The organism is Providencia sp. Marseille-Q8014 (genome assembly GCF_965112055.1).
This window is the reverse complement of sequence record NZ_CBCOPT010000001.1, coordinates 1,040,350-1,053,791: the sequence shown is the minus strand read 5'-3', so window position 1 is coordinate 1,053,791 and position 13,442 is coordinate 1,040,350. Positions and strand designations below refer to the sequence as shown.

At 41.7% G+C, this 13,442-nt stretch carries 12 protein-coding genes; 3 read left to right on the top strand and 9 right to left on the bottom strand.

Translation table 11 applies throughout. The features are described 5' to 3' along the window. Nucleotides 1–10: 10 nt before the first annotated feature. The 6 genes from nqrF to ACWPW6_RS04515 are packed head-to-tail and all read right to left on the bottom strand — an operon-like array spanning nt 11 to nt 5,849. Nucleotides 11–1,237: an NADH:ubiquinone reductase (Na(+)-transporting) subunit F gene (gene nqrF, locus ACWPW6_RS04540; protein ID WP_154623957.1), complete on the bottom strand. Its 1,227-nt coding sequence runs from the start codon at nt 1,235–1,237 to the stop codon at nt 11–13. Between the two features lie 15 nt (nt 1,238–1,252). Further along, a complete protein-coding gene (gene nqrE, locus ACWPW6_RS04535; RefSeq protein WP_154623958.1) occupies nt 1,253–1,849 on the bottom strand; it encodes an NADH:ubiquinone reductase (Na(+)-transporting) subunit E in 597 nt (198 codons plus the stop codon). Between the two features lie 4 nt (nt 1,850–1,853). Then, nucleotides 1,854–2,483 (bottom strand): NADH:ubiquinone reductase (Na(+)-transporting) subunit D, encoded by a 630-nt coding sequence (locus ACWPW6_RS04530; protein ID WP_154623959.1) that lies wholly within the window; start codon nt 2,481–2,483, stop codon nt 1,854–1,856. Further along, the gene (locus ACWPW6_RS04525) at nt 2,476–3,270 is read right to left on the bottom strand and encodes a Na(+)-translocating NADH-quinone reductase subunit C (RefSeq protein WP_163860764.1); all 795 of its coding nucleotides are present in this window, start codon (nt 3,268–3,270) and stop codon (nt 2,476–2,478) included. The genes ACWPW6_RS04530 and ACWPW6_RS04525 overlap by 8 nt, the downstream gene beginning before the upstream one ends. After that, nucleotides 3,263–4,501: an NADH:ubiquinone reductase (Na(+)-transporting) subunit B gene (locus tag ACWPW6_RS04520; protein WP_154623961.1), complete on the bottom strand. Its 1,239-nt coding sequence runs from the start codon at nt 4,499–4,501 to the stop codon at nt 3,263–3,265. Before ACWPW6_RS04520 ends, ACWPW6_RS04525 begins: the two co-directional genes overlap by 8 nt. A gap of 4 nt (nt 4,502–4,505) precedes the next feature. Then, nucleotides 4,506–5,849, bottom strand: a complete 1,344-nt coding sequence (locus ACWPW6_RS04515) for a Na(+)-translocating NADH-quinone reductase subunit A (protein WP_154623962.1) — start codon at nt 5,847–5,849, stop codon at nt 4,506–4,508. Nucleotides 5,850–6,266: 417 nt separating this feature from the next. Between ACWPW6_RS04515 and ACWPW6_RS04510 the strand changes: the two genes are divergently transcribed. Continuing rightward, nucleotides 6,267–7,004, top strand: coding sequence for a L,D-transpeptidase family protein (locus ACWPW6_RS04510; protein WP_163860763.1), 738 nt, complete (start codon nt 6,267–6,269; stop codon nt 7,002–7,004). On the opposite strand, the gene ACWPW6_RS04505 is transcribed toward ACWPW6_RS04510, so the two are convergent. Then, on the bottom strand, nt 6,975–7,742 hold the full coding sequence (locus ACWPW6_RS04505; RefSeq protein ID WP_154623964.1) for a class II glutamine amidotransferase: 768 nt from the start codon (nt 7,740–7,742) through the stop codon (nt 6,975–6,977). The two genes, ACWPW6_RS04510 and ACWPW6_RS04505, sit on opposite strands and share 30 nt — an antisense overlap. 25 nt (nt 7,743–7,767) lie before the next feature. Next, nucleotides 7,768–8,346 (bottom strand): D-sedoheptulose 7-phosphate isomerase, encoded by a 579-nt coding sequence (gene lpcA / locus ACWPW6_RS04500; RefSeq protein WP_154623965.1) that lies wholly within the window; start codon nt 8,344–8,346, stop codon nt 7,768–7,770. Between the two features lie 348 nt (nt 8,347–8,694). Between lpcA and fadE the strand changes: the two genes are divergently transcribed. Continuing rightward, a complete protein-coding gene (gene fadE / locus ACWPW6_RS04495; protein WP_154623966.1) occupies nt 8,695–11,160 on the top strand; it encodes an acyl-CoA dehydrogenase FadE in 2,466 nt (821 codons plus the stop codon). Nucleotides 11,161–11,411: 251 nt separating this feature from the next. Next, nucleotides 11,412–11,765, top strand: a complete 354-nt coding sequence (locus tag ACWPW6_RS04490; RefSeq protein ID WP_154623967.1) for a ribonuclease G — start codon at nt 11,412–11,414, stop codon at nt 11,763–11,765. 377 nt (nt 11,766–12,142) lie between these two features. On the opposite strand, the gene lysA is transcribed toward ACWPW6_RS04490, so the two are convergent. Then, nucleotides 12,143–13,402, bottom strand: coding sequence for a diaminopimelate decarboxylase (gene lysA, locus ACWPW6_RS04485; RefSeq protein WP_154623968.1), 1,260 nt, complete (start codon nt 13,400–13,402; stop codon nt 12,143–12,145). Nucleotides 13,403–13,442: the final 40 nt, after the last annotated feature.

The window sequence follows — 13,442 nt, the reverse complement described above, 5'->3', positions numbered from 1 at the left end:
TAAGGGTTACTTAACCACCGAAATCATCCAGTAAGATGTTTTCATCCTCCACACCAAGATCTTTGAGCATCTTGATAACTGCTGCGTTCATCATTGGAGGTCCACACATATAGAATTCACAATCTTCTGGTGCGGGGTGATCTTTCAAGTAGTTTTCATACAGAACATTATGAATAAATCCTGTATAACCATCCCAATTATCTTCCGGCATTGCATCGGAAAGTGCAACATTCCAAGTGAAATTTTCGTGTTCAGCGGCTAATTGATCGAAATCTTCTGTATAGAACATTTCACGTTTAGAACGTGCGCCGTACCAGAAACTGATCTTACGCTTAGAATCTAAACGTTTTAATTGATCGAAGATATGTGAACGCATTGGTGCCATACCAGCACCACCACCGATGAAGACCATTTCTGCATCCGTCTCTTTCGCGAAGAATTCACCAAATGGACCCGAAATAGTCACTTTATCACCTGGTTTCAACGACCAAATATAAGAAGACATGATCCCTGGTGGAACATCTGGATTACGTGGTGGAGGTGTTGCAATACGCACGTTTAACATAATAATACCGTGCTCTTCTGGGTAGTTCGCCATTGAATAAGCTCGAACCGTAGGCTCTTTTACCTCAGAAACATAACGGAATAGATTGAATTTATCCCAATCTTCACGGTATTCCTCTGGTACATCAAAATCTTCATATTTCACCACGTGTGGCGGGCATTCAATCTGAATGTATCCACCTGCACGGAATGGTACAACTTCACCATCAGGAATTTTCAATTTCAGTTCTTTAATGAAAGTTGCTTTATTATCATTAGAGATAACTTCACATTCCCATTTCTTAACACCAAAAATTTCTTCAGGTAATTCAATTTTTAGATCTTGTTTGACGTTCACCTGACAGGCTAAACGGCAACCTTCTTTTGCTTCACGTTTGTTAATGTGGGAAAGCTCGGTCGGCAGAATATCACCGCCACCTTCTTTAATGTGCACGCGGCATTGTCCACATGAACCACCACCACCACAAGCAGATGAAACAAAGATCCCTTGGTTAGATAACATACCTAACAGCTTATCACCCGCTGGAGCTTCAAAGCTCTTATCAGGATCGCCGTTAACTTCAACTTTGATGTTCCCTGTATTGACTAACTTGGACTTAGCAAACAGGATTAAACCTGTTAGCGCCAAGACAATCAGGGTAAACATCACTACGCCTAGAATAATAATATCCATGAATTCTTCTCGCCTTTATAGCTGCACACCGGAGAAGGACATAAAGCCCAGTGCCATCAAACCGGTGGTGACAAAGGTAATACCTAAGCCTTTCAGACCCGCCGGAACATCTGAATATTTCATCTTTTCACGAATTGATGCTAACAACACGATCGCTAACATCCAGCCGATACCTGAGCCAAATCCATATACGATAGATTCGCTAAAGTTATAATCACGCTGAGCCATGAAAGAGACGCCACCAAAGATTGCACAGTTAACGGTAATCAACGGCAGGAAGATACCTAATGCGTTATAAAGTGACGGGAAATAACGATCTAGAATCATTTCCAGAATTTGTACGAGTGCAGCAATAACCCCGATAAAGGTAATGAAGTTAAGGAAAGATAAATCAACTCCCTCAACCAGTGCCCCATCACGTAGAACTAGGTTATACACTAGGTTGTTTGCTGGTACTGAAATACCCAAGACAACCGTCACTGCAATACCTAAACCGAATGCAGTTTTAACATTCTTCGATACCGCCAAAAACGTACACATACCGAGGAAGAATGCCAACGCCATATTTTCAATAAATATCGCTTTTACGAACAGGCTAATATAATGTTCCATAGACTTAATCCTTCTCTACCTGAGCCGGTTTCAAGGTACGTAGTCCCCAAATCAGCATACCAATGATAAAGAATGCACTAGGTGCTAATAGGAACAGACCGTTAGGCATGTACCAACCACCATTTTGCAATGATTCCATAACGGTAATACCAAACAGTTTGCCTGAACCAAATAGTTCACGTAAAAAACCAACGAGGATCAGAATAACACCATAACCGAGGCCATTACCAATACCATCCATAAAGCTTTCTACAGGTGGCGCTTTCATTGCGTAAGCTTCAGCACGTCCCATAACAATACAGTTTGTAATGATAAGACCAACGAATACAGAGAGCTGTTTGGAGATCTCATACGCATAGGCTCGCAAAATTTGGTCAACAACAATAACCAAAGAAGCAATAATTGCCATCTGAACGATAATCCGCACACTATTTGGAATATAGTTACGAATTAATGAGATAAAAAAGTTAGAAAATGCAGTGACCAAAGTTACTGCAATCGTCATCACTACAGCCGTTTCCAGCTTGGTTGTTACTGCTAATGCAGAACATACACCAAGAATCTGTAGTGCGATTGGGTTGTTATCAAACAAAGGCCCAAGCAGTACGCGTTTTACTTCTTTAGAATCAGCCATTATTCAGCGCTCCTTCACGAACTTTTTTCAGGAACGGACCAAAGCCGTTGTCGCCTAACCAAAAATCAAACATGTGTTGGATACCGTTTGAAGTTAGCGTTGCACCTGAAAGGCCATCGATACCATAAGGGCTATCTGTTGAGCCACTACGAACAATTTTTATCGCAGGAACACCCTGCTCATTAAAGAGTTTTTTACCCGGCCACTGAGCTTTCCATTGTGGGTTATCAACTTCCCCCCCTAGACCCGGTGTTTCACCGTGAGAGTAATAAGTAATACCACGTGAAGTTACGCCATCAATGTCGACTGCAACGAAGGCATACATGACAGACCACAGCCCTGAGCCATAAACAGGTAGAATAATTTGTGAAACTTTACCTTGATCATCTTTGACAAGATAAATCTCAGCACTGTTTGCACGACGACGAATTTTCGCAATGTCTTCAGCAGGAGAAAGTGCAATGCTCGTTTCTTCACTGCGCAATTCGCTATTAAGATCATAGCGACTGGTGCTGTCGGAAAGTTCATTAGTTTTGAAGTTCAATAATTTAGGCTCAATACGTTCGCCATAAATTTTTTGCACTTCTTCCGCTGTCATCTTCGGTTGTAAGAGACCAGCAACACTTAAAATATTCCGTTGCGTATCTAATAAAATTTGTTCTTGCTGTTTAGACTTTAAACCTACAGCAGAACCCGCTACGACGATAGAACACACTAGACATAGAATAAAAACGACTATGAACGTTCTGCCGACGCTATCTTTATTGGTTGTTTTTTCATTAGCCACGGGCTTTTCTCCGTTTAATATTTGCTTGAACGACCAGATAGTCAAACAGAGGAGCAAACAAGTTGGCGAACAGGATTGCTAGCATCATACCTTCCGGATATGCAGGGTTTGCAACACGGATAAGCACACACATAACACCGATCAAAATACCGTAAGCCCACTTACCTTTATCTGTGAAAGAGGCAGAAACAGGGTCTGTCGCCATAAAGATCATCCCGAACGCAAAACCACCTAAGACCATATGCCAGTACCATGGCATTGCGAAGAGAGGGTTTGTATCCGAACCGATAAAGTTAAAGAGATAAGACATCGCGATCATACCAGCCATAACACCAGCAACGATACGCCATGAAGCAATACGGAAGAAAATGATGAATGCACCACCGATAAAAATCATCAATGTGGAAACTTCACCAATAGAACCAGGCATATTGCCTAAGAATGCTTGCATCCAAGTGATAGGTTCACCTGATACTGTATTCATTAGAGCATGTTCACCGCCAGTCGCCCACTGAGAAAGTGGCGTTGCACCAGAGAAACCATCAGCAGCCGTCCAAACTAAGTCCCCAGAAATTTGAGCGGGGTAAGCAAAGAATAAGAAAGCACGTCCAGCAAGTGCAGGGTTAAGGAAGTTACGCCCTGTACCACCGAAAATTTCTTTCGCTATCACCACACCAAATGTAATCCCTAATGCTGCCTGCCATAATGGAATGGTAGGCGGAACAATTAATGCGAACAGAATGGAGGATATAAAGAAACCTTCGTTGATTTCATGGCCACGGATAAGAGAAAACAGAATTTCCCAAAAACCACCAACCGCAAAAACAACCGCATAGATAGGCAGGAAATACACTGCACCAAGCAGCATTTTACTTCCCCAACCTGCATCAGGCGTAATGGATGCACCTAAAAACTGAGCAACACGATAATGCCAGTCTCCAGCCAATACCTGCTGTAACTCAGCACCACTATATAAGTGATAAAGAGCAGGAATAGCTTGGTTTCCTACATTATACATTCCCCAAAACATTGCAGGGAACACCGCTAACCAAACAAGGATCATCATACGTTTAAGGTCTATCGTGTCACGAACGTGAGAGCGACCTTTGGTGACGGTACCTGGTGTATAGAAAACTGTCGAAACAGCTTCAAATAATGGATAGAGTTTTTCTAACTTTCCACCAGGCTCAAAATGATGCTCATTCTTTTCAAATAAATTTTTCAACCCCATGGAATTACCCTTCTAACTCAATCTTGGTGAGTACATCACGAAGCACTGGGCCATATTCATACTTGGCCGGACATACATAAGTACACAGCCCCAGATCTTCTTCATCCAACTCTAGACATCCCAATTCCTGAGAAGAATCCGTATCTCCAGAAAGGAGGTCACGTAGGAGGTGGGTTATCATAATATCGAGAGGCATTACCCGCTCATAGTTACCAATTGGCACCATTGAACGCTCTCCACCATTCATCGTTGTGGTGAAATTAAAGCGTTTATTTTTCAAGAAATGCCCAACGGTTGTACGGGTGATAGTGAATTTATTGAAACCAGGCCAAATCCAACCAAACAACTCTTTCTCACGACCTTCACGTAACACGGTGATCTGATTATGAAAACGCCCTAAATAATGATGCGCTTCATCACAGGTTACGCCCCATAGCACAGAGCCAGAGATAATGCGGTTTTCGCCTGCTTTGAGTTGACCTTTGGTTAATTCATACAGATCAGCGCCAAGACGTGTTTTAATCAAACGGGGTTTTTCAACCTGAGGGCCGGCAAGTGATACTACGCGATCAGTATATAGATAACCTGTAGTGAATAACTTCCCAAATGCAATCACGTCCTGATAATTAAGATGCCATACCTTTTTCTGAATGCTGACAGGCTCCAGAAAATGAATGTGAGTACCAACTAACCCTGCTGGGTGAGGGCCAGCAAATTCGCTATAAGCGACTTGCGGATGATTACTAGACTTAGGTAAATCCCCTGCACCATGACATACATGCACTTTACCTTCAGTCAAATGACACAGAACGGTTAACCCGTCATTAAAGGCTTCTTGCTGAGCACGGATGACAACTAGCGGATCAGCCGCCAGTGGATTGGTATCCATTGCTGTCACAAAAATAGCGGCAGGCGAGGTGCCTAGTTCAGGTGAACGGCTAAATGGACGGGTTCTTAATGCTGTCCATAAGCCTGATTTAACCAAGTTTTCTTCGACTTGTTCACGAGTCAAACTTGCCAATTCATCCCTATTGTAAGAAGCAAAGGTCTCTTGTTCGTCACCATCAATTTCGATAACAACGGATTGGAGGACACGACGCTCACCACGATGAATCGCAATAATTTTACCGCAGGCTGGGCTAGTGAATAACACTCCTGGATTCTTTTTATCTTCAAAAAGAACCTGCCCTTTTTTTACGTGCTCACCTTCTTTCACCAGCATAGAAGGACGCATTCCGACATATTCTTCACCTAGCAATGCTACGTGTTGAATTTTCGGGCCGTCTTCTATTACTTGGGCTGGCTCACCTGCAATAGGAAGGTTGAGGCCTTTTTTAATTTTAATCATAAGATCTGCACAAGTTTCTAAGTTAACCCTAAGCTAATGATCCGGTGAAGGACCATAGCGACTCAGTAAATAAAAACAGCTCAAGTTACTCCCATAACTCAAGCAAATAATTCTCTCGATATTTTGACACTATTCTCTTATTCTGCCGTTCGTAATTTTACCAGTTCCCCCGACTTCTGTCCGGATATTCAAGTGACTTAGCTCAAGCAAATAACAATAAATTTTCAATTTTTCTTGCAATCATTCGTAATAAACGAGGTTTTAGCTCACATTTATCGAACGCTGTCCGTTTTTCACACAATATCGATTCATCACTAAATTATTAATGGACTATATCAAATCACTATCTGCTCGTTTAAAATATCGCTAAAATGATTTTTTTTTAAACAAAAAAACTCAACCTTATTTGGCTTAAGCATGAAAAAAAATACCTTTATTAGCTTTAGTTTTATCCTATTTTCTCTACAAGCTCTCGTTGCTGAAGCGAATAATCATTCATTTTTACTTAATAGTAAAACGATTAACCAACAAGATTCGACCCTCTTTATTCAAATATTTAAGCAAGAAGGCATATTAGAACTCTATAAAAAAGCGCCAAATGGGAAGTATAATCTGTCTAAAACTTACCCAATTTGTAAGTTTTCTGGCGGGCTAGGTCCGAAAAAGCTAGAAGGTGATTTAAAAAGTCCCGAGGGATTCTATCAAATAACCGCTTCTCAACTTAATCCAAACAGTCGGTATTACCGATCTATCAATTTAGGATTCCCTAACGAGTTCGATCGAGCGCAAGGCTATGAAGGTAACTACCTTATGATACATGGTGACTGCGTGTCTGTTGGATGCTATGCAATGACCGATAAATATATGAGTGAAATTTATCAAGCTGTTGAGACCGCTTTTAAAAATGGTCAAAACACTATTGATGTCAGCATCTATCCTTTTCGCATGACAAAAGAAAATATGTTACTTCATCGAAACTCAAGCCATTACGCTTTCTGGCAGCAATTAAAACCTGCTTATGATTACTTTCATGATGTAGGCAAGCCCGCACAAATCTCTGTTACATCAGGAAAATATGCCGTTAATAGCTTGCCAGAAACACAAGATAAGTTATTGAGACTTCGATCACAATATACGCTGGCCGAGGTGAAATAGCACAAAACTACCCGGCTCAATTTTATGCCAACTTTCATTTCCAGTAAGTGGCTGGGTAGCTATCACCGAAACAATATCCGTGGGTGTTGTGCAACTTTCAAAATCAATCTCAACATCCTGATCGAGTAATTTCGCTTTACCAAACGGTGCTTTACGCGTGATCCAGTAAAGGTTAGTGGAGCAAAAAGCCATTAAATAACGCCCGTCAGACAATAGCATGTTAAATACGCCTTTACGGCGTAATTGTTCAGCTAAAATCGCAATAAAACGAAAAACAGCAGGCCAATTAGCGGGGGTTCGCGGGTATTTCATGGCGAGTTGGTTTAACAGCCAACAAAATGCTTTTTCACTATCAGTTTCACCAATAGGCCGGTAATTCCCTGTATTCAGCGAGCGATAACCTTTTAATTGCCCATTATGAGCGTAAGTCCAATTACGTCCCCACAACTCTCGTGTAAAAGGGTGCGTGTTGGCTAATGTAACGTCTCCACGATTTGCTTGGCGAATATGTGCGACTACCGTTTCCGATTTAATCGGGTATTCCTGTACAAAACGTGCGACTGGAGACATAAAACTCGGTTGAGGATCTTTAAACGTACGACACCCTAGCCCCTCATAAAACGTGATCCCCCAACCATCTTTGTGTGGGCCTGTTTGCCCCCCTCGGGATATCAGTCCACTGAGACTAAAGTTAATATCTGTTGGCACATTTGCGCTCATGCCAAGTAACTCGCACATTTTAAGACCCTCTCTTGCCAGAGAATTATTTAACCATCTCTTTTTCAATCAATTGGATCAGGATATGAATCACTTTAATATGAATTTCCTGAATACGATCTGCATAACCAAAATGTGGCACGCGAATCTCAATATCGGCGCTCCCGGCCATCTTGCCGCCATCTTTCCCAGTTAACGTAATCACTTTCATGCCTTTTTCACGAGCAGCACTAATTGCTTTAATGATGTTGCCTGAATTGCCTGAGGTTGAGATCCCAAGAAGAACATCTCCTTCTTTACCGACAGCTTCAATAAAGCGAGAGAATACATATTCATAACCAAAATCATTACTGACACAAGATAAATGGCTCACGTCAGAAATCGCGATAGCTGGATAGCCCGGACGATTTTCACGATAGCGTCCTGTTAGCTCCTCAGCAAAGTGCATAGCATCACAGTGAGATCCGCCATTACCGCATGACAGGACTTTCCCCCCCGCTTTAAAGGAGTCTGCTAATAATACAGCAGCCTGTTGAATAGCCTGAATATTTGCATCATCACTAAGGAATTTTGCCAACGTATCGGCTGCTTCTGATAGCTCACCACGGATCAGATCTTGATACATGAGATTTCCCCTTAAATTTAACGGTTTCTGAGCCGTGATAAACGGCCTGAAGATAGGTAATTAATCTTTACTCCTCAGATTGTTACACAGGGTACATTTTCTTTCTACATCTGATTATGTTTGATTTAAGCATTTAGCACTAATCCGTGCTTTTTATCCCCCTTTCTCGCTTTGACGCTTTTTTTACGGCGTTATTTCTTCTTTTCTGAAACTGTTACAGGGCGTTACTTGGTGATTTTGTGAGCCAAGTTGTAATTAAGATGTAAATGTGTTGCTAATTCTTTATTAAAGGTTATAGATTAGATAAACAACAGGTCAGACCTCTTACAAGTATACAGGAGTTTTCCTATGACCCTACTCAGTATCATTCTATTTCTCGTATTAATTGGTATTCTCTGCTACCACAAAACATCATTGGCGCTTAGCACTGTACTGTTACTTGCCTATACCGCAGTGATGGGCGTACTCGATATCTGGAGTTACTGGATGCTGCTACCAGTTGCGCTAGTCTTATTTCCATTTGTCTTTACGCCAGTGCGCCAATCACTATTTTCAGCTCGCGCCCTGAAAATGTTCCAAAAAGTGATGCCTCCGATGTCTCGTACCGAAAAGGAAGCTATCGATGCTGGAACCACTTGGTGGGAAGGCGACCTTTTCCGCGGTGCGCCTGATTGGAATAAATTACATAATTACCCTAAACCTCAGCTAACGGCTGAAGAGCAAGCCTTCATAGACGGCCCCGTTGAAACCGTTTGTGGCATGGTTAATGATTTTGCTGTCAGTCATGAATTGTCTGATCTTCCTCCTGAAGTTTGGCAATATTTACGTGATCACCGCTTCTTTGCCATGATCATCAAAAAAGAATACGGTGGCCTTGAGTTTTCCGCCTATGCGCAATCTCAAGTCCTACAAAAACTGGCTGGTGTTTCAGGTATTCTTGCTATTACTGTCGGTGTACCTAACTCCCTTGGTCCCGGTGAGTTACTACAGCATTACGGTACCGAAGAGCAGAAACAGCGCTACTTACCGGGTCTGGCGACCGGTGAAGAGATCCCTTGTTTCGCACTAACAAGCCCTGAAGCTGGCTCCGATGCAGGCGCCATTCCTGATACAGGCGTGGTTTGTATGGGAGAATGGCAAGGTGAACAAGTTTTAGGTATGCGCCTAAGCTGGAACAAGCGCTATATCACGCTTGCGCCTATCGCAACAGTACTTGGACTTGCATTTAAATTGTCAGACCCTGATCGCTTACTGGGGGGTGAAAAACAATTAGGGATCACTTGTGCCTTGATTCCAACCAATACCCCAGGTGTTGAAATTGGTCATCGCCACTTCCCACTGAATATTCCGTTTATGAATGGGCCTACTCGTGGAAAAGATATTTTTGTTCCTATCGATTACATCATTGGTGGTCCAAAAATGGCAGGGCAAGGCTGGCGCATGCTGGTTGAATGTCTATCTGTTGGCCGTGGTATTACTCTGCCATCCAACTCAACGGGTAGCTTAAAAAGTATTGCAATGGCAACGGGAGCTTATGCCTATATCCGTCGTCAATTTAAATTACCTATCGGTAAAATGGAAGGTATTGAAGAACCTCTCGCACGTATCGCGGGTAACTCCTATCTAATGGATGCAGCGGCGACATTAATTACCTCTGGTATTATGTTAGGCGAAAAACCTGCGGTTCTCTCTGCTATCGTTAAATATCACTGTACTCACCGTGGACAACACTCAGTGATTGATGCAATGGATATTACCGGTGGTAAAGGTATCTGTCTTGGTCCATCTAACTTTGTCGGTAGAGCTTATCAAGGTGCTCCTATTGCCATTACCGTTGAGGGTGCGAATATTTTAACCCGTAGCATGATCATCTTTGGCCAAGGCGCAATTCGTTGTCATCCTTATGTACTGGAAGAGATGGCCGCAGCTCAAGATAATAATCTACATAAATTTGATAAAGCCGTGTTTGGTCATATTGGTCACGTTATTAGTAACCAATTCCGCAGCTTCTGGTTAGGTTTAACCAATGGTCGTGGAAGTAGTGCCCCAACAAAAGATGAGACACGTCGCTACTATCAGATGTTAAATCGCCAAAGTGCAAACCTTGCTCTACTCGCTGACATTTCTATGGCGGTGCTAGGGGGAAGCTTGAAACGTCGTGAACGAATCTCAGCCCGTTTAGGTGATATTCTGAGCCATCTCTATTTGGCGACCGCGACACTGAAGCGCTATGAAGATGAAGGACGTCAAAAAGCGGATTTACCATTAGTCAAATGGGCCGTGGAAGATTGTCTGTATCAGTCTGAAAAAGCGATGGACGATTTATTGAAAAACTTCCCAAATAGAATGGTTGCAGGCTTGATGCGTATTACGTTATTCCCTACAGGTCGTGCTATGTCAGCGCCATCGGATCGCCTTGACCATAAATTAGCACAACTGCTAATGGAACCGTCTGAAACCCGCGACCGAATTGGCCGTGGGCAGTATCTGACACCAACAGAGCATAACCCTCATGGTTTAGTGAATCAGGCACTGTATGACATTATCGCGGCAGAACCTATTTTTGAACGAATTTGTCGCTTGAAAGAACGTAAATTCAGCTTCACTCGCTTAGATAAATTAGCTGAGCAAATGTTGCCTGAAAATATTATCACCCAAGAAGAAGCAGATATTCTGCGCAAGGCTGAGGCTAGCCGTCTACGTACCATCAATGTTGATGAATTTGATTTTGAAGCATTGGGAACAGCTAGTACAAAAAATCCTCATACTGAAGGTGAAAATGACAAGCAAGCTAAAAAGAAACAAGCTGCTTAATTAGGTTATTTTAAATTAGACAAAAACTAGCCCTTAATATTGGGCTAGTTTTTTATTATTTTTCATCAAACCGCCTCGCCACTGTCACTATCCAACGCTAAATATCTCCACTAAAGAGTAATTACATCTTTAGTAACATTATTATTACACAAATAAATTTAACTTAAGAATTTCTTATATTAGAATACGAGACTATTTTTACTATGGTTAGTGAAATCAATTATTATCATTTTTAGAACTGGAGATATAAAATGTCTTATTCGAATAAAGAAGTACCAGAGGGAATTAAGCGTTGGAACTGGGGTGCATTTATGTTCAATATCATATGGGGGTTTGGAAATAAATCGTACTTGCCGTTATTAATGCTAATTCCATTCTTTAATCTAATATGGATGTTTGTTTGTGGGTTCAAAGGTAATGAATGGGCTTGGAAAAATGGTGATTATGATTCAGCAGAAACCTTCATGAAAGTACAAGAAACCTGGAATAGAGCTGGATTAATCTATTTTATTATTACAGTTGTATTTTCTGTGATATTTTTCTTATTCTTTTTCTCGACGATGATGGCGACGTTAGCAAGCATTGCATCACAAAGCCAACACTAATAGCTAAAACTAGTATTACATTGTCATAGTGGTTTTAATCATTCTAAATCACTTAAAATCACTATGGCTAGCGACATACTATTTTTGTTTATGTCAAAGTCTATTCTATTAACAATATCCAACCAATCTTGTTGATACCCGTAAATACTGGATATATCCCCGCGTTTACACCCATATCAACCTAGAATTTAGTTTCCTTTATTTTATTATCAACGAGTTTTTTCTCGGTCAAGAAACATTAACCAACAATTTAATTGCCTAATTTTTGTATTTTCCATTCAGCTCAACAGATTTCTTAAGCACAATAAAATGCTCACTGAATACATAATAAGTACAGCGGATACTACCAATCAAGGTAGTATCCAAATCAAAAAGAATTAAAGCTCTAACGCCAATAACTCTTCGATGGTTTGACGGCGACGAATAAGTTTTGGTTTACCATTAACGAGTAGCACTTCGGGTAATAATGGGCGACTGTTGTAGTTAGAAGACATTGAAGCACCGTATGCACCGGTGTCATGAAACACTAAATAATCACCAACTTGCACTTCTGGTAATAAACGCGTTTCCACCATGCCGCCTTCTTGTTGAGTAAATACATCGCCTGACTCACACAAAGGCCCAGCGATAATCGCTTCTTTTTGTGGTGCATTATCCAGCGAACGCCCATCCGCAGGCAGGACTGAAATATGATGATAGCTTCCATACATGGCTGGACGCATTAAATCATTAAAACCACTATCCACTAACACATAATAGCGGCTCCCCATGTGTTTAACTGCCCTAACCTCTGCGAGTAACACACCAGACTCTGCCACTAAATAACGCCCCGGTTCTATTTCCAACTCAACGGTATGGCCTAAATGCTGCTCAATACGTTGACGAGCACGATTCCATAAGCTGAAATAATGCTGGACATCGATCAACTCATCTTCTTCCCGATATGGCGTTGATAATCCACCACCCGCTGAAATAGCCTGAATATCCACACCCGATGACACGACTTGCTCAACCATTGCATCACAGACATTCGCTAAATGTTGATAGTCAACCCCTGAGCCAATATGCATATGCAAACCAACTAATGACAGGTTATAACGACGAATTTGGGCAAGAGCTTCAGGCAGATCTTGATGCCAAATACCATGTTTACTATTTTCACCACCTGTATTGGTTTTTTGTGAGTGACCATGACCGAAACCTGGATTAATGCGTAACCAAACTGGATGACCCGCTTTTTTCTCACCAATTTGGCTTAACATATCAATAGAGCCAGCATTGACCGGAATATCCAGCTCAGTCACTCGAGCCAACGTCGCTCTATCGAGCACATCAGCCGTAAACACAATTTCTGCATTTTCACGACCCGCTTGAAAACCCGCCACAAGCGCACGCTCTATTTCACCCAGTGAAACAGAATCAACTTTAACGCCCTGCTCACGCATTAGTCGTAGAATATGGATGTTTGAACATGCCTTTTGAGCGAAACGCACGGTATCAAAGATTTTCAATTGATTGATACGTTCAATAATCACTGAACTATCGTATACCCATACAGGTGTACCGAACTGCTCAGGTAAGGAGATTAAATTTTCAGGTGTTAAATATGGGCTTGTGGTGCTTGCAAATGAGGTCATGTTTTTCTCGCCGATAAATTTTTATTCTATCGTTCCATTA